General features: G+C 66.7%; 16 protein-coding genes. 7 read left to right on the top strand and 9 right to left on the bottom strand.

All coding sequences use genetic code 11. The annotated features are described in order from the left end of the window. The first annotated feature begins 79 nt into the window (after positions 1 to 79). Genes CSC94_RS09925 through CSC94_RS09910 form a run of 4 tightly spaced genes read left to right on the top strand, consistent with a single transcriptional unit; the run spans position 80 to position 6,909 of the window. The gene (locus CSC94_RS09925; protein WP_099306173.1) at positions 80 to 1,087 is read left to right on the top strand and encodes an AAA family ATPase; all 1,008 of its coding nucleotides are present in this window, start codon (positions 80 to 82) and stop codon (positions 1,085 to 1,087) included. Next, complete coding sequence (locus CSC94_RS09920; protein ID WP_099306172.1) at positions 1,087 to 2,001, top strand: DUF58 domain-containing protein; 915 nt, start codon at positions 1,087 to 1,089, stop codon at positions 1,999 to 2,001. The genes CSC94_RS09925 and CSC94_RS09920 overlap by 1 nt, the downstream gene beginning before the upstream one ends. Continuing rightward, complete coding sequence (locus CSC94_RS09915) at positions 2,001 to 4,832, top strand: DUF4159 domain-containing protein (protein WP_099306254.1); 2,832 nt, start codon at positions 2,001 to 2,003, stop codon at positions 4,830 to 4,832. The genes CSC94_RS09920 and CSC94_RS09915 overlap by 1 nt, the downstream gene beginning before the upstream one ends. Positions 4,833 to 4,842: 10 nt before the next feature. Continuing rightward, complete coding sequence (locus tag CSC94_RS09910) at positions 4,843 to 6,909, top strand: hypothetical protein (protein ID WP_099306171.1); 2,067 nt, start codon at positions 4,843 to 4,845, stop codon at positions 6,907 to 6,909. A gap of 5 nt (positions 6,910 to 6,914) precedes the next feature. Here CSC94_RS09910 and CSC94_RS09905 read toward each other — a convergent pair whose 3' ends face one another. The 3 genes from CSC94_RS09905 to CSC94_RS09895 are packed head-to-tail and all read right to left on the bottom strand — an operon-like array spanning position 6,915 to position 10,703. Beyond that, a complete protein-coding gene (locus tag CSC94_RS09905; protein ID WP_099306170.1) occupies positions 6,915 to 7,982 on the bottom strand; it encodes an HD-GYP domain-containing protein in 1,068 nt (355 codons plus the stop codon). Between the two features lie 22 nt (positions 7,983 to 8,004). Beyond that, positions 8,005 to 10,227, bottom strand: a complete 2,223-nt coding sequence (locus CSC94_RS09900; RefSeq protein ID WP_099306169.1) for an ATP-binding protein — start codon at positions 10,225 to 10,227, stop codon at positions 8,005 to 8,007. Beyond that, entirely contained in the window at positions 10,224 to 10,703 is a 480-nt protein-coding gene (locus CSC94_RS09895) for a putative pterin-binding protein (protein WP_099306168.1), read from the bottom strand. The genes CSC94_RS09900 and CSC94_RS09895 overlap by 4 nt, the downstream gene beginning before the upstream one ends. A 333-nt stretch (positions 10,704 to 11,036) precedes the next feature. On the opposite strand from CSC94_RS09895, the gene yghU reads away from it, so the two are divergent. Further along, positions 11,037 to 11,924: a glutathione-dependent disulfide-bond oxidoreductase gene (yghU, locus tag CSC94_RS09890; RefSeq protein WP_099306167.1), complete on the top strand. Its 888-nt coding sequence runs from the start codon at positions 11,037 to 11,039 to the stop codon at positions 11,922 to 11,924. An 18-nt stretch (positions 11,925 to 11,942) separates the two neighbouring features. Here the strand turns inward: yghU and CSC94_RS09885 are convergent, their stop codons facing one another. Both CSC94_RS09885 and CSC94_RS09880 read right to left on the bottom strand, forming a co-directional pair. Continuing rightward, positions 11,943 to 12,722 (bottom strand): short-chain dehydrogenase/reductase, encoded by a 780-nt coding sequence (locus CSC94_RS09885; protein ID WP_099306166.1) that lies wholly within the window; start codon positions 12,720 to 12,722, stop codon positions 11,943 to 11,945. Positions 12,723 to 12,788: 66 nt separating this feature from the next. Further along, positions 12,789 to 13,298, bottom strand: coding sequence for a GNAT family N-acetyltransferase (locus tag CSC94_RS09880; protein WP_099306165.1), 510 nt, complete (start codon positions 13,296 to 13,298; stop codon positions 12,789 to 12,791). A gap of 264 nt (positions 13,299 to 13,562) precedes the next feature. Here CSC94_RS09880 and CSC94_RS09875 point away from each other — a divergent pair, with 264 nt between their 5' ends. Beyond that, positions 13,563 to 14,570 (top strand): glutathione S-transferase family protein, encoded by a 1,008-nt coding sequence (locus CSC94_RS09875; protein WP_099306164.1) that lies wholly within the window; start codon positions 13,563 to 13,565, stop codon positions 14,568 to 14,570. On the opposite strand, the gene CSC94_RS09870 is transcribed toward CSC94_RS09875, so the two are convergent. Continuing rightward, the gene (locus CSC94_RS09870; protein ID WP_099306163.1) at positions 14,551 to 15,027 is read right to left on the bottom strand and encodes an NUDIX domain-containing protein; all 477 of its coding nucleotides are present in this window, start codon (positions 15,025 to 15,027) and stop codon (positions 14,551 to 14,553) included. The two genes, CSC94_RS09875 and CSC94_RS09870, sit on opposite strands and share 20 nt — an antisense overlap. A 54-nt stretch (positions 15,028 to 15,081) precedes the next feature. Between CSC94_RS09870 and CSC94_RS09865 the strand changes: the two genes are divergently transcribed. After that, the gene (locus tag CSC94_RS09865) at positions 15,082 to 15,984 is read left to right on the top strand and encodes a metallophosphoesterase family protein (RefSeq protein ID WP_099306162.1); all 903 of its coding nucleotides are present in this window, start codon (positions 15,082 to 15,084) and stop codon (positions 15,982 to 15,984) included. Between the two features lie 8 nt (positions 15,985 to 15,992). Here the strand turns inward: CSC94_RS09865 and CSC94_RS09860 are convergent, their stop codons facing one another. From CSC94_RS09860 to CSC94_RS09850, 3 genes are all read right to left on the bottom strand, one after another. Continuing rightward, positions 15,993 to 16,622, bottom strand: a complete 630-nt coding sequence (locus CSC94_RS09860) for a hypothetical protein (protein WP_245408312.1) — start codon at positions 16,620 to 16,622, stop codon at positions 15,993 to 15,995. Positions 16,623 to 16,713: 91 nt separating this feature from the next. Continuing rightward, entirely contained in the window at positions 16,714 to 17,475 is a 762-nt protein-coding gene (locus CSC94_RS09855) for an alpha/beta fold hydrolase (RefSeq protein WP_099306160.1), read from the bottom strand. 38 nt (positions 17,476 to 17,513) lie between these two features. Next, entirely contained in the window at positions 17,514 to 19,343 is a 1,830-nt protein-coding gene (locus CSC94_RS09850) for a tetratricopeptide repeat protein (RefSeq protein WP_099306159.1), read from the bottom strand. Positions 19,344 to 19,447: the final 104 nt, after the last annotated feature.

The raw sequence follows: 19,447 nt of genomic DNA, 5'->3' as shown, positions 1-19,447 counted from the left end.
CAATCATGCTGCCAGACATGCGTTCAGGATTCGGCCCTTGTCCGGCCGGCAAGAGGCCACAGGAAGAGGATACCCGCCCATGAGCCTGATGACCCCCGACAAGCCGATGAGCGAGGCGGAGATGATTGCTGCGGCCGAAGCCGCGTTGGCTGACATCGCCACGGTGCGCGAAGCCGTCGGCGAGGTCATCTTCGGCCAGGAAAGCGTGATCGAGCGCGCCATCGTCGCGCTTCTGGCCGGCGGCCACGCGCTGCTGGTCGGCGTGCCGGGCCTGGCCAAGACCAAGCTGGTCGACACGCTCGGCTCCGTCCTCGGCCTCGACGCCCGCCGCATCCAGTTCACGCCCGATCTCATGCCGTCCGACATCCTCGGCTCGGAAGTGATGGAGGAGGACGAGAACCGCCGACGCTCCTTCCGCTTCATCCCCGGCCCGGTCTTCGCCCAGCTTCTCATGGCCGACGAGATCAACCGCGCCTCCCCGCGCACCCAGTCGGCGCTGCTGCAGTCGATGCAGGAATACCATGTCACGGTCGCCGGCCACCGCCACGACCTGCCGGCGCCCTTCCACGTCCTGGCGACCCAGAACCCGCTGGAACAGGAAGGCACCTACCCCCTGCCGGAAGCCCAGCTCGACCGCTTCCTGATGCAGATCGACATTCTTTACCCGGAACTGGAAGCCGAGCGCCGCATCCTGCTGGAGACCACCGGCACGTCCGACGCCACCGCGCGCAACGTCATGGCGGCAACGAGGCTCGTCGAGATCCAGCAGCTGGTGCGCCGCATGCCGGTGCCCGAAAGCGTGGTCGAGGCCATTCTCAAGCTGGTTCGCTCCGCCCGCCCGGGCAACGGCAATGCCGAGACCGACCGCCACGTGGCCTGGGGCCCCGGCCCGCGTGCCAGCCAGGCGCTGACGCTCTGCGCCCGCGCCCGTGCCCTTTACGACGGCCGCCTGGCCCCCTCCGTCGACGATGTCATCGCGCTGGCCGAGCCGGTCCTCCAGCATCGCATGGCGCTTTCCTTCTCCGCCCGCGCAGAGGGCATGAACGTCCGCACCGTCATCGCCCGCCTCACCGAAGAGCTCGGCTGATGGCGGCGCTCGGCGCCACCACGGAACCGGTCGCCGCGCGGGACGCGCTGGCCCGTGCGCACCTGCGGGCTTCCCTGGTGCCCGATCTCCTGGTGGAAGCCCGGCGGATCGTCTCCACCGTCATTTCCGGCTGGCATGGCCGGCGCAAACGCGGCATCGGCGAGAATTTCTGGCAGTACCGGCCCTATGTCGAGGGCGAGGCCATGTCGCGCATCGACTGGCGCCGCTCCGCGCGCGACGACCATACCTACGTCCGCGACAACGAGTGGGAGGCCGCGCACACGGTCTGGCTCTGGGCCGACCCGTCGCCGTCCATGCTGTTCAAGTCGTCCCTGGCATCGGTCTCCAAGGAAAGCCGCGCGCTCGTGCTCGCCCTCGCCCTGGCCGAATTGCTGGCCCGCTCGGGCGAACGGATCGGCTGGCCCGGCCTGACCGACCCCATCGCGGCGCGCAATGCCGCGGAACGGCTGGCCAACCGGCTGATCCATGCGTCCGACCTGCCGGCCAGGCCAGACTTTTCCATGATCCGGCGCTTTTCCGACATCGTCATCGTTTCCGATTTCCTCGACCCGGTCGAGGACATGCATGCCTGGCTTGAACCGCTGGCGGCCCGGGGCGTGCGCGCCCACCTCATCGAGGTCTGCGATCCGGTGGAAGAGGACTTTCCCTATGCCGGGCGGACCGAGTTCCGCGATCCGGAAACCGGCCAGCGGCTGCGGGCCGGCCGCGCCGAAACCTTGCGCGACGACTATGCCACGCTCTACCGGGCCCGGCGCGAGGAAATGGCCGCCTGGGCGCGCCGTCTGGGCTGGAGCTATACCGTCAACCACACCGACCAGCTGGCCTCGCAGGCGCTGGTCTCCGTTCACCTCGCGATGAGCGAGCCGCATGCGCTGGCCGGAGCCGGCCGATGATTGCCGGCCTGCCCCTCACCTTCGCCAATCCGGCCGTCCTGTTCGGCCTGCTCGCCTTGCCGGTCATCTGGTGGCTGCTGCGCCTCACCCCGCCCCATCCGCGCGAGGAGGTCTTTCCGCCGCTGCGGATCCTGGCCCGTGTCCTCAAGAGCGAGGAAACGCCGCAGCAAAGCCCCTGGTGGCTGACGCTTCTGCGTCTGCTGATGGCCGCGCTCGTCATCGTGGCCCTTGCCGGCCCGATCTTCAAGCCGCGCGAGGCCGTCGTCCTCGGCGATGCGCCGCTGGTCCTCGTCATCGACAACGGCTGGGCCTCGGCACCCGATTGGGAGCGCCGCCGTGAAACCGCGGCGACCCTCATCGGCGATGCCGGGGAAGCCGGCGTACCGGTCGTCCTGGCCCTGACCGCGGAGAAACCGAACGCCGAGATCGGCCCGTTCGACGCGGCGACGGCGCGCGACCGTCTTGCCGCGGCCGAACCGCGCCCGGTGTCTGTCGACCGCGTCACGGCGCTGTCCCGGATCGCCGAGACACTCGACGACCAGACAGGCGTGACGCTGGCCCTGTTGACCGACGGACTGGCTTCTGAGGGCGATGCAAGGGCCTTCGCCCAGTTGCAGGGCCTGACGCCGGAAAAGATCATCTGGGCCGATGCCCGGTCCGGGGGGCTCACCGGCCTCGTGAACACCGAGAACGGCGCCACGGCGCTGACGACGACGGTCATTCGCCCGGCGGACGAGGCCGGCCCCGCGCTCGTCACCCTCCATGCCCTGGACGACAAGGGCCGCCGCATCGGCGAGGCGCAGGCCGCCTTCCGTCCCGGTGACACGAAAGCCAGCGCCGCCTTCCAGGCCCCGTTCGAACTGCGCAACGACTTTGCCGCGATCGTCGTCGACGGTGCCCGCCAGGCGGCCGCGACCCGCGTCCTGGACGACAACTCGCGCCGCCGCCGTATCGCGCTCATCTCCGCCTCCGAAGCCGACAATGCCCAGCCGCTGCTGTCGCCGCTCTATTACATCCGCCGCGCGCTCAAGCCCTTTGCCGACCTTGTCGAGCCGCAGACCAACGACCTCAACGAGGCCATTCCGGAAATCCTCGACCAGAAGCCGGCGGTCATCGTCATGGCCGATATCGGCGTGATCCCGAACGAGGCCCGCCAGGCGCTCACCCGCTGGGTGGAAGGTGGCGGAACCCTCGTGCGCTTCGCCGGACCGCGCCTCGCAGGCACGCCCGAGGCCGACGACCTGCTGCCGGTCCGCCTTCGCTCGGGCGAACGCGCGCTCGGCGGCACGCTGTCCTGGACCGAACCGCAGCCCGTCGCCGAGTTCCCCGCCAACGGCGGTTTTGCCGGGCTGACGCCGCCACGCGATGTCACGGTGTCCCGCCAGGTGCTGGCCGAGCCGGAACCGGGCATCGTCGAGCGCACCTGGGCAGCACTTGCCGACGGCACGCCGCTGGTCACCGGCGGACCGCGTGGCGATGGCACGATCGTCCTTTTCCACGTCACGCCGGAGGCAAGCTGGTCCACCCTGCCCATTTCCGGCACGTTCGTGGAAATGCTGCGCCGGATCGTCCAGTTCTCGCGCAACCAGGGCGCCATTGCCGTGGCTTCCGGTGGACAGGTTGCCGCCACCCTGCCGCCCTGGCGCATGATCGCCGCCGATGGAAGCCTGGCCCCGCCCCCGCCCGACGCGCGCCCGCTCGACCTTTCGGCCGGGGTCCAACCCGTCTCGCTGGAACACCCGCCCGGTCTCTATGGCAGCGAGGACGGCGTCGTCGCCCGCAATCTCCTGCCAGCCGATGCCACGCTCGAACCGCTGGCCCGCCCGCCCTTCGCCGCGCCGGTGACCGCCATCGGCTACGGTGCCGATGAATCGGCCTCTCTGAAGGGTCCGCTGCTTGCCGCCGCCGCGGGACTGCTGGCCCTCGACACGCTGATCGTCTTCTGGCTCTCCGGCCTGATGGCGCGGCGGCCGCGCCGTGCCGCAACGGCCGCGCTTGTGCTGGCCCTGGCCGGCGCCATGGCCATGCCGGCCTTCGTGCCGCGCGCCCAGGCGCAGGAAACGAACGACCAGCGCCCGGGCGACGCCGAGGCGATTGCCGCCATCGAGCGCACCCGCCTCGCCTATGTCCGTACCGGCAACGGCTCCATCGACGCCATTTCCCGCGCCGGCCTCCATGGCCTGACGCAATTCCTCATCCGCAAGACGGCGCTCGAGCCGGGAGACCCGGTCGGCGTCGATATCGCCACCGACGAACTGGCCTTCTACCCGATCATCTACTGGCCCGTGGACGCCGCCGTTCCCGTTCCGCCAGCCGATGCGCTGGCCCGCATCGACGCCTACATGCAGCAGGGCGGCACGGTGCTCTTTGACACCCGCGACGCCTATTCGGCCGGCTTCGGCAGCACCGCCGCGTCGCCGGCCACCCAACGGCTGCGCGAAATCCTGTCGTCCATGAACGTGCCGGCGCTTGAACCGGTGCCGCCCGATCACGTGCTCACCAAGTCGTTCTACATCCTGTCCGGCTTCCCCGGCCGCTTCTCCGCCTCGCCGCTCTGGGTCGAGGCTTCGCTCGAAGCCGACAGCCAGGACAACCGCCCCGTGCGCACCGGTGACGGCGTATCGCCCATTCTCATCACCGGCAACGACTTTGCCGGGGCCTGGGCGATCGACGCCAACGGTGACTTCCTGCTGCCGACGGTTCCCAACAATCCGCTGCAGCGCGTCTATGCCTACCGGGCCGGGGTCAACATCATGATGTACATGCTGACGGGCAACTACAAGGCCGACCAGGTCCATATTCCCGCCCTGCTGGAACGGCTTGGGCAGTGAGGCGGCGCGGATGAACCAGGTTTCCGTCTCCTTCGAACCGCTCCTCGCCTGGCCCTGGCTGGTCGCGGTCGCCGCCGTCCTCGCGCTGCTTGCGCTGACCGGAATCGTCCTGCGCCAGCGCGGCGCCTGGATCCGCGCCACCGCCATGGCCGCCGTCGCCCTTGCACTGGCCAACCCCGTGCTGCTCGACGAGATCCGCGACCCGGTCAAGAGCGTCGTCGGCGTGATCGTCGACCGCAGCCAGAGCCAGGACATCGGCGACCGCAACGCCGAGGCTTCCGCAGCCGTCGAGGCGCTCAAGGCGCGTCTCGCCCGCTTCCCCGAGTTCGAGGTCCGCGTGGCGGAGGCCGGCCGGGGCGATCGCGCCGACGACCGCGTCGAGACCCGCCTCTTCGGCGCCCTCTCCAGCCTCCTGTCCGACGTGCCTCCCTCGCGGGTCGCCGGCGGCATCCTGATCACCGACGGCCAGGTGCACGATGTGCCGAAAGACCTGCAGGCGCTCGGCTTCAACGCCCCGGTCCACGGCCTGATCACCGGCCGGCCCGACGAGTTCGACCGCCGCATCCGCTTCGTCGAGGCACCGCGTTTCGGCATCGCCGGCAAGCCGCTGGAGATGACCTACGAAGTGACCGACACCGGCGATGGCGGCGGCAGCGTGTCGGTCGAGGTCCGCGTCAACGGCAATCTCGTCACCACCGAACGGGCGACACCGGGTGTCACCATGCCGCTGGAGATCACCGTCCCCAACGGCGGCCGCAACATCGTTGAACTGTCGATCCCGCGCGAATCCGGCGAGGTGACGCCGGCCAACAACAGGACGGTCGCCATCGTCGACGGCATCCGCGAGAACCTGCGCGTGCTCCTCGTCTCCGGCGAACCGCATGCCGGCGAGCGCACCTGGCGCAACCTGCTCAAGTCCGACGCCTCGGTGGACCTGGTGCATTTCACCATCCTGCGGCCGCCGGAAAAGCAGGACGGCACGCCGATCAACGAGCTGTCGCTGATCGCCTTTCCCACCCGCGAACTGTTTGTCGAGAAGATCGACGATTTCGATCTCATCATCCTCGACCGCTACCAGCACCGCGACGTGCTGCCGGTTCTCTACTACGACTACATCGCGCAATACGTTCAGAACGGCGGTGCGCTGCTGATCGCGGCCGGACCGGAATATGCCGGCGAGCAGTCGATTGCCCGCACCCCCCTGATGCCGGCGCTGCCCGCCATGCCCACCGGCCAGGTGATCGACCAGGCCTTCTTCCCTCGCCTGACCGACACCGGCGAACGCCATCCTGTGACCCGTGGCCTCGATGGATCGGCAAGCGAACCGCCGCACTGGAGCCGCTGGTTCCGCCAGGTCGCCGTCGACCGGCCGGAGGGTGAAGTTGTCATGCGCGGCGCCGGAGACCGCCCGCTTCTCATCCTCAACCGCTACGGCGAAGGCCGGGTGGCGCAGCTGCTGTCCGACCAGGGCTGGCTGTGGGCGCGCGGTTTCGAGGGCGGCGGGCCGCATGTCGCGCTTTACCGGCGCATCGCCCATTGGCTGATGCGGGAGCCGGAACTGGAAGAGGAACGGCTGACGGCCGACGGCCGCGGCATGATGCTCGAGATCCGGCGCCAGACCATGGCCGAAGAGGCGGGCAACGCCACGGTCATCCTGCCATCGGGCAAGACCACCGAGGTGCCGCTGAGGGCCGGTTCACCGGGCCTTTTTACCGGAGAGCTGGAAGGCAACGAGATCGGCCTCTACCAGGTTGCCAATGGCGACCTGATGGCGCTGGCCCATGTCGGCCCCGTCAACGCGCCCGAATTCGCCGAAACCGTCTCCACGACCGCGAAACTGGACCCCATCGCGAAGGCGAGTGGCGGAACGGTGCGCCGCCTGTCCGGCGATCGCCTGCCGGGCATCGTGCCGGTGCGCAGCGGCGCCACCGCATCGGGACGCGACTGGATCGGCCTGCGCTCGTCCGGCGAGAGCGTGCTGCGATCGGTCAACCGCACGCCGCTCTTTGCCGGTTTCCTCGGGCTCGGCCTGCTCCTGCTCGCCCTCAGCTCCATGTGGTGGCGCGAAGGCAAGTAGTGCGATCAGGCGACCTTGCGCTGCATGGCCAGCGAGATGTCCGGCATCTCCTCGATGATGAGTTCAAGGTCGGGAAGGCAGCGGTTCATGGCCGCGACGCAATCCGGATCGAACCGCTTGCCGGCTTCGCTGTTGATGTAGGTGACCGTCTTGTCCACCGACCAGGCCTCCTTGTACATGCGCTTGCTCGTCAGCGCATCGAACACGTCCGCGACGGCGGCAATGCGGGCGCTAGTCGGAATGTCCTTGCCGGCGAGCCTGCGCGGATAGCCGCGTCCGTCCCAGCGCTCGTGATGGCCGTGGGCAATGTCCTCGGCCAGGTTGAGCAGTTGCGAGGACGACCCGGCGAGGATTTCGGACCCGATGGTCGTGTGCGTCTGCATGTGCGTCCGTTCGTCGTCGGACAGGGCGCCCGGCTTGTTGATGACGGTCTCGCGGATGCCCACCTTGCCGATGTCGTGCATGACGGCGGCCAGGCGGATGTCGCGGCAGAAGTCTTCGTCGTGGCCGAGTTCGCGGGCAAGCCGCTCGGAGATCTTCGCCATCCGGATCATGTGGGCGGAGGTCTCGTCGTCCTTGTAGCCGGCAGCCATCGATAGCCGGTGGATGATCTCCTCCTCGCGCTGGCGGATCATCACGGTCGCGTGGCTGACCTCTTCGCGCAGCCAGCCGGCACGGTCCTCCAGCTTGCGCTGGGCATTGCGCAGGCGCACCAGGTTCTTGATGCGCGCCCGGAACTCGATCGGCTCGATCGGCTTGTTCAGGAACTCGATCACGCCCGTGTTGATCGCCGCCATGCGGACCTGGGTGTCCCGGTCCGCCGTGATCATGACCACCGGCTTGTGCGCATGCCGGTGGTGTGACAGCAGGCGTTCCGCCAGTTCGATCCCGTTCATGCCTGGCATCTGGAAATCGATCACCGCGATGTCGAAGTCCTCGACATCAATGTTGTCCACGAAGGAAACGGCGTCGTTGTAGATCACCGGCTCGCAGCCCTCGATCTTCCGGATGAGCTTCTCCATCAGGCCAAGCGTGGTCCGGCTGTCGTCGACAATGAGAATTCTGGTCTTCATGGGAGGCTCCTCGTTTTTATGGTCAGGCTGCGCATTCGAGCCCGCGGATGCGGGTCTCGATCTGCGTGATGGTGTTGGAATCGAGCGGGGTTGAACGGCGTGACTGGGCAAAGGCGGCGAGGCCGGCAAGCCCGATCGTGGAGGCAGAGCCCTTGAGCGTGTGAAGGGCGCGGTCCGCCAGCGTCTCGTCGCCGGTTTTCAGGGCCATGGCGAGATCCGCGAGCAACGTGCCGCAGTCGGAGATGAAATCACTGGCAAGCTCGGCGTACCCGTCTTCGCCGATGGCATCGACGAGTTCGGCAACGATCCGGTCGTCGACCTGCATGAGATCGGGTTCACCCGTTGTCGCGGACGGGGCGGCGAAAGGCGTGCTGACAGGCATTGAAATCTCCTGTTGAACGGCCGGAACATCGGCCAGGACCGAACGGAGCCGCGAGAGCGACACCGGCTTCGTCGCGAAGGCATTCATCCCGGCCTCGAAGCAGCGCTCGCGGTCCTTGTCGGATGCGTTGGCGGTCATGGCGACGATCCAGGTGCCGGAATTACAGCGGGATGCCCGGCGGATTTCCGTGGTCGCGGCCACGCCATCCATTCCCGGCATCTGCATGTCCATGAGAATGACATCATAGGCGCGTTCGTTGGCCATCTGCACGCCCATCTCGCCGTCGTCCGCAATGTCGATGCGCTGGCCAAGCTTCTCAAGGAAGCGCCGCGCAACGGTCTGGTTCACCTTGTTGTCCTCGACCAGGAGGATCGACAGCTCGGGCAGCTTCACGTCGTCGCAGGTGGCGCCCGACCGAGTGGCGGCGGGAGCTTCGGCGGTCTCGACCGGCACTTCGAACCAGAATGTCGAACCGCGGCCCGGTTCGCTTTCCAGGCCGATGGTGCCGCCGAGACCTTCGACGATGCCCTTGCAGATGGCGAGGCCCAGCCCGGTCCCGCCATAGCGCCGGCCGATGGACCCATCCACCTGCTGGAAAGGCTGGAACAGCTTCTTGCGCGCCTCCTCGGCAATCCCGACGCCCGTGTCGGTCACCTCGAAGCGCAGGCCCGGCTGGCCCGCGGCTCCGGCCCGGGCGACCCGGATCGTGACCCGCCCATTGCGGGTGAACTTGATGGCATTGCTGACCAGGTTCAGCAGCACCCGCCGCAGCTTGAACGGATCGCTGATATAGCCGTTATCGGCGATGCCGTCTTCGTAGACCACTGCAACGGTATCGTTCTGCTCGTGCGCCCGTCCTTCCATCACGCCCGGCACGTCGCTGACGATATCGGACAGGCGGAAGGCGATGTGTTCGAATTCCTGCTTGCCGTGCTCCATCTTGGCGAAATCGAGGATCTCGTTGATGCTCTCCAGCAGCGTTTCGCCGGACGAGCGGATCACCCGCACCGACTGGGCGTGTTCCTCGGCCAGGTCCGCGTCGTAGAGCAGTTCCGCCATGCCGAGAATGGCGTTAAGCGGGGTGCGGATCTCGTGGCCCATCGTGGCCATGAATTCGGATTTCGCCTGGTTGCCGGCTTCCGCGGCGCGATAGGCTTCCTGCAGCTCGGTCGCGATCGCGTCGATTTGCTCGCCGGCGCTGCGCACCAGCCGGAGCTGGCGGATCAGGTTGATGATGAGCAATCCCACCACCAGCAGCAGCACGATCGCAAGGATGCCGGCAAAACGCTGCAACTGCATCATCTCGTTGCGCGCGTCGGCGCGCGCGGCGGAAACGGCGGTATTGGTTCGCACCAGCAGGGTGCCGGTCGCCTTCTGCAACTCGGTGAGTTGCGCCTTCAGCGTCGCTTGCGCAGCGTCGTCGAGCGTTTCGCCGGCAGCGACCGCCGTGATGCCGCCCTCAAGGTCGCGGATCAGCACGCCGGCGCGATCGCTCAGCGTCTGGATCGTCGTATTGGCATGGAAATAGTCGCCGTAGCTGGCGCGCTGCAGCACGGACAGGCGGGAATAGAGAATGTCGTAGCGCAGCGTCAGCGCGTCATCGGCGCCCGCCATCACCCTGCCGCTGCCATCGAGATGCTCGGCGAAGGTTTCCATCAGGCGGGTCGCTTCGCGATCGACCTGGTAGACCGCCCACAGCGCATCCTCGCGGATGCTCGACTGCATCTCGTCCTGACGCGTGGAAATATGCAGGAAGAGCCCGGCCAGCGCCACCATCAGGATGATGGTGACGGCCAGCAGGTAGCGGCTTGTCTTGCCCGAATGCTTGACAAGCCAGCGGCTCTTGGCGAGCGAGGCGTTCAATCCTTCACCTCGATCTCACGGATCTGCCAGACCGAACGGGAGAAATATTTCTCGTTGTAGAGTTCGGGATGCGTGTCGAACGGGTAGATCAGGAACAACGGCCCCTTGTCACGAACCGACATGGCCTTTCCGTCGATCGACATGGCGAGCATCGTGGAAAACTCCGATGCATCCGTTGACGGAACCTCGGCGGAGTAGTCGTTCAGCGCCTTGACCACCAGGGTCTTGCCATGAACGCCGGCCGCGTCCAGCACCGCCTTCAGCAGCGGTCCCTCGAAGGTCACCTTCCCCTCGGTCCAGGGCGTCTCCATGCTCGCGCTGCGGGCAGCCAGGGCCTGCAACTGGTCACGGTCGAAGGTGGTCTGCGAACCGTCGATCGCGCTCGTCACGGTCAGGATCACGGGCTTGGCACCTTCGGCAAGGGCAAAACCGGTCAGGGCGAATTGCAGGGCGAACGCTGCGGCGAACGTTTTCATGGGAGTTCCTTGTCAATGTCATGGGGCGCGCGCCCTTCCGCGCGGAAGGACATGGCGGGAGCAGACCGGCGCAATGCGGCCGCTGGATCGGCTGGGAAAAGGACATTCCGGCCTGATTGCCGGCACGTGGCGAACGCCTAATGCTGCCGCAAAGGTATCGCGGCTCGCCACGGTGCCATCTAACCACCAAACGTTTGAAGCCACGTTCAAATGACTCGCCGGTTTTTCATCGTATTTTACTTATTCAGATAGCCCTGATTCTCGAGACCCTTTTCTTCGGCCCGATCCGGGTTATCTAGGCAGGAGAAACTCACCGCAGACGGGGAAGAGACGATGAACCAGCCGGAAGGCTACACGCCACCCAAAGTATGGACCTGGAACCGCGAGAACGGCGGCCGCTTCGCCAACATCAATCGTCCGATTGCCGGTCCCACCCATGACAAGGAGTTGCCGGTCGGCAAGCATCCCCTGCAATTGTACTCGCTGGCGACGCCCAATGGCGTGAAGGTGACCATCATGCTGGAGGAACTGCTGGCGCTGGGCCATTCGGGGGCCGAGTACGATGCCTGGCTGATCCGCATCAACGAAGGCGACCAGTTTTCGTCCGGTTTCGTGGCAGCCAACCCGAATTCAAAGATCCCGGCCCTCGTCGATCATTCCGGCGACAAGCCGGTGCGTGTCTTCGAATCCGGGTCAATCCTGCTCTATCTGGCGGAGAAATTCGGCGCCTTCCTGCCGACCGGCCATGCCGAGCGCACCGAGACCCTCAACTGGCTGTTCTGGCAGATGGGCGCCGCACCCTATCTCGGCGGCGGCTTCGGCCATTTCTATGCCTACGCCCCGTTCAAGATCGAATACGCCATCGACCGTTTCACCATGGAGATCAAGCGCCAGCTCGACGTGCTGGACCGCCACCTGGCTGGCAACCGCTACATGGCCGGCGACGACTACACGATCGCCGACATGGCGATCTGGCCATGGTACGGCAACCTCGTGGCCGGCCTGATCTACGACGACTCCGCCACGTTCATCGAGGCGGAAACCTACAGGAACGTCATCCGGTGGCAGCAGGATATCTGGCAGCGGCCCGCCGTCCAGCGCGGGCGCAAGGTGAACCGGGCCTTCGGCAAGCCGGAAGACCAGCTTCATGAGCGCCATGACGCGTCCGATTTCGAGCTGCGGACGCAGGACAAGCTGGAGGAAGCCGGCAAGGCCGGATGAGGCCCAAGGCCGGCCGCGTCAACTGGTCCAGCGTCCGCCGCCGTCCATGTCCACCACCGTACCGGACAGGTAGTGGACCCGCTCGGAGGCGAGCATGGTCGCCAGCGCCGCGATCTCGTCGGCATGCGCCGGACGGCCGTAGGGAAAGCGTGTCGGGTCGAGCAGCTCTTCCCAGCGGCCGGCATCGCCCAGCTCGTTGGCGGCCCGCGTTTTCAGCATGTCGCTCATCCGGTCGGTGAGGGTGACCGACGGGTTGATCCCGAAGGCGCGGCAGCCATGCCGCGCCGCTTCGGCGCCAAGCGCCGAGGTGAAGCCGATCAGCGCCGCATTGCCGGCAGCACCGCAGATGTAATTGGCGCGGAAGGCGCGCCCGCCCATGCCGATGATGTTGACGATCGTGCCGGCACCCCGCTCGAACATGGCCGGTGCAAACAGCTTGCACAGGTGGATGTAGCCGAACACCTTCAGTTCCCAGCCGTCCCGCCATTGCGCCATGCTGAGGTCGTTCAGCCCGCCGGCCTTGATCGCCCCCGCATTGTTGACCAGCACGTCGGCATCGCCGTGACGGTCGAAGACCGCCTCCCGGTCCGCGTCCCTGGAAAGGTCGGCCGCCATGAAATCGACCTCGCCACCGGTTTCCGCCGCGACGGCCCGCGCGGCCTCGGCCAGGCGCGCCTCGTCGCGCGAAACGATGATGACGCGGGCGCCCTCGGCCGCGAAGGATCGCGCCGTTGCCCGCCCGATCCCCTTCGACCCGCCCGTGACCACGACCTTGCGGCCAGACAATCCCAGATCCATCCTGTCCTCCCGATTGGTTTTTCCTGACACAATGACCGGTTCGGCGCCTCAGGCAAGCCCGTATTGTCATCGCGCCTGGTTGGCGTGAACCAGCATGCCGGTGAGCCGCGACGCCGAGCCTTCCACCAGTTCGCAGGCGAGCAGCCGCGCCGGATCGACCGGCCGCGGCATCGCCAGCTGGCCGAAAGGCAGGTGCCGGAAACCGAGCGGGCCGTAATAGGGCTCGTCGCCGACCAGCACCACGACGCCCGACCCGGCCGCGCGGGCCGCCTCCACCGCCATGGCCAGAAGCCGGCGTCCCACGCCCTTGCTCTTCCACGCCGGCATGACGGCCAGCGGTCCAAGCAGGTGCCCGCTCCCCTCGCCTGCCCGCACCGGTGTCATGCGGACCGAACCGATGACGTTGCCGCCATGAAGCGCGACGAACGACAGGCTGCGGTCATGCGGTCCGCCGTCGCGGATCGCCTGCGCCGCGCGGGCGAAGCGGCCCGGCCCGAAGGCTTCCTCGTTGATGGCTTCGATGGCGTGGTCATGGGCCGGCTGTTCCGGCAGGTAGGCAAGGTCGGTCGCGTTCATGGGAGATCATCCGGTCTGTCGAGCTTGGCACGCCGGGAGCGTGCCGGATAGGGCGTCCTGTCGGTCAGGCGCGGGCTCGTCGTCGGATGATGAAATGGGCCACAGTGGTCCCCTCGGCGCAAAACGGTTTTTCCCGGTAGCCGATTGTGTTCGCCATGTCCAGCGCCGGTTTTGCGCGCGGCCAACGCACTGTTCAGCCTTTCGGGCCTTTTCTTCGCAGGCCCGCTGGCCCATCTGGGGTGCCAAAGTGAAAGGAAGACTGCGATGGGTATGCTGATTGATGGCCAGTGGCACGACAAGTGGTACGACACGAAGTCGACCGGCGGACGCTTCGAGCGCCAGGCGTCGCAGTTGCGCAACTGGGTCACGGCCGACGGATCGGCCGGCCCGTCCGGCGAGGGCGGATTTCGGGCGGAGCCCGGTCGCTATCACCTCTACGTCTCGCTCGCCTGCCCCTGGGCGCACCGGACCCTGGTCTTCCGCAAGCTGAAAAAGCTCGACGATGTGATCTCCGTCGATGTCGTCCACTGGTACATGGCCGAGAATGGCTGGGAGTTCCGTGCCGAGGATGGTGCCACCGGCGACAGCCTCCACGGCTTCGATTTCCTGCACCAGGTCTACACCAGGAACCGCGCCGACTATTCCGGTCGGGTGACCGTGCCGGTGTTGTGGGACAGGCAGCGCGAATGCATCGTTTCCAACGAATCCGCCGAGATCATCCGCATGTTCAACAGCGCCTTCGATGAATGGAGCGACGCGTCGCTGGATTTCTACCCGCAGGACCTGCGCGCCGACATCGACGCGGTCAACGCTATCGTCTACGACAACGTCAACAACGGCGTCTACAAGGCCGGCTTCGCCACGACGGAGAAGGCCTACGGGGAGGCTTTCGACGCGCTTTTCGCCACGCTCGACCAGTTGGAAGAGCGCCTCTCGCGCCATCGCTACCTCGTGGGCAACCGCATGACCGAGGCGGACTGGCGCCTGTTCACGACGCTGGTGCGCTTCGATCCCGTCTATGTCGGCCACTTCAAGTGCAACCTGCGGCGGATCGCCGACTATCCCAACCTGTCAGGATACCTGCGCGACCTCTACCAGGTGCCCGGTGTCGCCGAAACGGTCGACATGCACCACATCAAGCACCACTATTACGGCTCTCACAGGATGATCAATCCGACCGGCATCGTTCCCAAGGGGCCGCTGCTCGATCTCGACGCGCGGCACGACCGCGACCGTTTCGGCAAGCCGGCGCTTACCAGTATGGCGAGCTGACCCGCCCCCCGAACGCCTCGTCCAGGCGTTCGCGCGTTGCCTGCGTGGTTTCCGGCGGCAGCGCGTCCAGCGGGAAGAAACCGGCCTCGGCGATCTCGCGATCCCGCTGCCGCGGCCGTGTCTGCTCGAAGGCCTCCACCAGGTAGAGCGCGACATGGTCACGCCGGCTGGCGCGCCGGTTGAAGTGGAAGGACAGCAGGCGGGCCGGCCCTGTCAGGCGGATATGGCCCTCCTCGTCCAGTTCCCGCGCCAGCGCCTCGTCCGCGCTCTCGCCGTTCTCGACGCCGCCGCCCGGCAACTGCCAGCCCGGCACATAGGTATGGCGCACCAGGAAGACCGTTCCCGCCGCCGCATCGTGCACGATGGCCCGGACACCCAGCGTCATCGGCCGCGCGAAAAGGAAATAAAGATGGAACAGGCGGATGCGCCACTTCGTTTTCCGTTGCGTATCCGTCATGCCCCGTTCCCCGAACGCGCTGGAAAGACAGGCGTCTTTCCCCTATGAAAAGCCATGTTCCGTCTCGCTCATCTCTCGGACATCCACCTGGGACCATTGCCGCCGGTACGCTATCGCGAACTGGTGTCCAAGCGCATCACCGGCTACGTGAACTGGCACAGGAACCGCAGCCGCCATCTCGGTGACGACGTGCTGACCTGCATCTGCTCCGACCTGCTCGACCAGCATCCCGATCACATTGCGCTGACCGGCGATCTCGTCAACCTCGCGCTCGATGCGGAAATCGAATCGGCCCGCCTCTGGCTGGAAGCCTTTGCCGCGCCGTCCGATGCCTCGGTCGTTCCGGGCAACCACGATGCCTATGTTCCCGGCGCGCTCGACAAGGCCTGCCGCGCCTGGTCGCCGTGGATGACAGGCGACGGGATCAACACGCCCGCCAGCCGGAAATCCTTCCCCTACCTGCGCGTTCGCGGCCCGGTCGCACTGATCGGCGTGTCCTCGGCGGTCGCCACCGCGCCCTTCCTTGCCAGCGGAGAGTTCAGCGGCAAGCAGGCCAGGCGGCTGGCCCGGATGCTGGAGGAGACCGGCGAACAGGGGCTCTATCGCGTCGTCATGATACATCATCCACCGCTGCGCGGCGCCGCCTCGCCCTACAAGCGTCTCTATGGCATCGGCCGGTTCCAGAAGACCGTCCTGAAGGCGGGCGCCGAACTGGTGCTTCATGGCCATACCCACCTGCCGACACTGGGCTATATCCGTGGAGAGGGCCGCGCCATTCCCGTGGCCGGCGTTCCGGCCGGCGGCCAGGGGGTCGGTGGCCACAAGCCCGCCGGCGGTTACACGCTGTTCGACATCGAGGGAGGGCCGGGCAACTGGCGCACCCGCATGGCGCGTCACGCCCTCACCGGCCAGACCCTTGGCGTGAGCGAAGTGGAAGTCCGGATCCTCGAGGGGTGAACCGGCAATCAGCCGGCCCTGTTCCAGAAATCCAGCCCCAGCGCGTGCAACCGGTCCCAGAGCAGCGCGATCGTCAGGCCGATACCGGCGAACGTGCCGATGAGAAACAGCATGAAGCCTTCCCAGAAACTGGATTCCCGGACCGGCCTGACCGCCTTTTCGTCCTTCGTGCTCATGGCTTCGCTTGGCCGCGCTACCGGGGCGACCTCGCCTTCCATCGCGCGTTCGCGTTCCACGATCCGCTCGCCGATGTAGCGCGCCACCTGGTCGGCCATCGGCTTCACATCGGCAGTCTCGCCGAGAACGACCCGCCCGAGACGGGTGTCCTTCAGGAACCGGTAGGTGCGCTTGTCGCGCCCCATGGTGACATGCGATGTGGCATCCACCCAGAACCGCGGCTGCTCGCCCGACGACAGGGCCAGGTCGAACTGGTCGTGGCTGGCCGGGATTTCGTCGATCAGCGGCTTGAGTTCCTGCACGAGGAGGTCGAGCCGCATCTTCTGCGCCTCGCGAAGCTCCACCACCACGTCGTCGCGGTCGGCCATGTCGCTTTTAACGACACGAAGCACATCGGAGAGCTTGCGCATGTTCGCTGCCGTAGCGGCTTCGCCGCCATCACCGGGTTGCTGTTCACTCATGTCACGATCCACGCCTTTACCAAGGTTTATGGTTAACAGGAGCTTGACACGAATGCACGGCAAAAAGCAGGCGGGCCGGCCGGACCCGGCATCAGCCGCGTGCGTTCTCGCCGATCAGCCGGATCACGGCCTCGCTCTGCTCGTCGATGAGCATGTGCCCGGTCGCCGCGAACCGGTGAAACGCGAAGATCGGGGGAAGGTCGTTCGCCTGGCTCGCCGGCAGAACGCGGTCTTCGGCACCCCAGATGACCTTCACCGGCATTGGCAGCGTGGCCAGCTGGTCACGCGGGATGGCGCCCTGCACCCCGTCGCGCGTCATCCGGGCGGCAATGCCTTCCAGCATCTCCCGCTGTCCCGGCCGGGCCCGGAGTTCCGCCAGCATGTCGAGCGCGTGTTCGTTGACCGGGTGGCGGTAGCCGACCATTTCCTCAAGGCACGGGCGCAGGTCCTCGCGCGTGACGGCCTTCGCGTAGCGCGTCAGCAGCCGGATGTTGATCTCCGGCCCGAAGCCGCCGGGAGAGAGCAGGGTCAGCGAAGCGATCCGCTGCGGTGCCGCCAGCGCGGCCAAGGCGCTGATCGCGCCACCCATGGAATGACCGGCCAGGTGAAACCGGGACAGGCCTTCCCGCTCGGCGAAATCGAGGACGGCCTGCACCGCCGCCTTGATCGGGCCCGCACCGGGATAGTCCAGCGAGCGGCCATGCCCCGGCAGGTCGGGCACGAGCACCAGCCTGTCGCGCGACAAGGCCGGTGCAACCGGCTCCCAGACATGGTGCGAGCCGCCGAACCCATGAAGCAGGACCAGCGGCGTTCCGCCCTCGCCGTGCCGCGCGCTGAAAAGCTCTCCACCCATGGTTCTCCGTCCTCCTACGGGAAAAAACGCCGCCGTCGTCAGCTTGCCTCGGTAAAACCGGCCTTCGCCAGTTCCGAGATCAGCTTCTTGACCAGGTCTTCCGGATACCCGGCCCGGGCATAATAGGCCATCGGTCCGCCGGCGAAGCTTGACGATGATCCGCGCAGGTCCGACAGCAGCGACTCGGTCAGCGTCTTGTTGCCTGTTCCGTGCGCCGCGATCAGCCGCAAGGCCTTGTAATGCGCGTAGGACGAGGCCTTCAGCCGGTCGGCGAGAAGGTAGGCCTTCCGGTCCTCCCCGGTCATCAGGTAGTCCATGAACAACGCGTAGTCCCACCAGCTCGGATGCGCCGTTGCCGCCCGAACGGCCGGTTCGAGGACCTTGATCGCGTCGCTGTAGCGTCCGGCCGTCAGGGTGAGGACATAGCCGTAGCTGGCCGCAAGCGAGAGATCATTGAGATTGAGGTCATGGGCCTTCTTGGCCCACGCGACCGCGCCGTCCGGATCGCCGCTCTTGGACAGCACGAAGCCCATGGCGCGATGCGCATAGGCGTTCTGCGGCCCCAGGTCGACGGCGCGGCGGGCGAAGGCCTCCGCCGCTTCCGCGCTGGCGTTCTCGGGAATGGGCCGCTTGTCGGTCACCGCCTCCATGGTCAGGATGGCGAGCTCGGAATAGATCAGCGGCGATTTTCCGCCCGCCTGGCGCAACCTGTCGAAACATTCGTAGGCGGCGGCGTGATTTTCATCGGTCTGCTGCTTGTAATAGGCACTGTTGAGCAGGATGCAGTGTGTCAGGTTCTCGTCCAGCCCGTGCGCGGCGATATCGGCATAGATGACGCCCTCGTCCGCCAGCGTGGCCGTGAGCATGTCGGCCAGTTCCGCGTCGATGATCGAATAATCGCCCGACACCGGGAAATGCGATGTCCAGATGACCTGGTGCCGGCCGAGGTTTTCCAGCGTGACCGTCACCTGCTCGGGTCGAAGGCCGGCCGAAACGCGGAACAGGTAGGAGGTCGAACCCGCATCCTGGTTTTCGGCTCCCTTGCCAAGACCGATGTCACTGCGGAAATTGACTGCCGAAAAGGCCGGGATCGCCGCCTCGAACTGGCTGGCGACCCGCTGCACGTCCTTGTCGTCCGATGATGCCTCGACCGATACGGTCGGCAGGAACTCGTTCGTCGTCACGCCGCGGTGGCCACGGCGCACCGGTTCGGCCGAGGCCACGCTTTCCGTCGCGATCGAGCGCTCGGGGAAGCTCCGAAGGGTCCAGGTGACCAGGACCAGCAAGCCGATCACCACGCCCATGGCGACCCAGAGAAAGCTGAAATGGCGGCTCAGAGGTTTCGCGATCGCCGTGGTCTGCTGGGTTTCGATGCGTTGCAGGGCGTCGGCAACGTCGAAACCGGCGGCCGGCCGCGGCCGCACCGCCTGCGCCAGCGCCCCGTGAATGCCGTCGGTCGCCAGTGCCTGCTCATCCTCCTCGCCGCCCTCGAAGGACAGGCCGGAGGCGGGCTGCCCGTCTTCCTTGGGAACGCCTTCGCCGTAGACCGGGACATAGGTTCCGCGCGGCACGTCGATTCGCAGCAGGCCGGGCGCGGCCTCGTCCTGGTAGAACTGGTCGAGCAACTGTCGCAGTCGCCCCGCCTGCACGCGAACAACGGCATCCGTGGCCGGGTCGAAGCCCGAATCCTTGTTGAAGACATCGACGCCGATGGCGAAGCCCTTGAGGCGGTCCGCTTCGCCCGCCTGTTCGCGTTCCACCAGGTACCGAAGCAGGTCGCGGGCCCGTTCCGACCGCGAAAACGTCTCGCTCTTGAGAACCGTTTCAAGCGCATGCGCGATCTCGTCGCGCCTGCTGTCTTCACTCACCGCATGTCCCTTTCGCCAATGCGCTGCCCCTGCCCCTCCGGGACAATAGCGCACAACCGGTCATTCGCAACCATGAGTTTGAAAGCATGCACATCCGCCGGCCG

It is taken from the genome of Zhengella mangrovi, assembly GCF_002727065.1.
Taxonomy (GTDB): Bacteria; Pseudomonadota; Alphaproteobacteria; order Rhizobiales; family Rhizobiaceae; genus Zhengella; species Zhengella mangrovi.
This window is presented reverse-complemented; position numbering and strand designations above follow the sequence as displayed.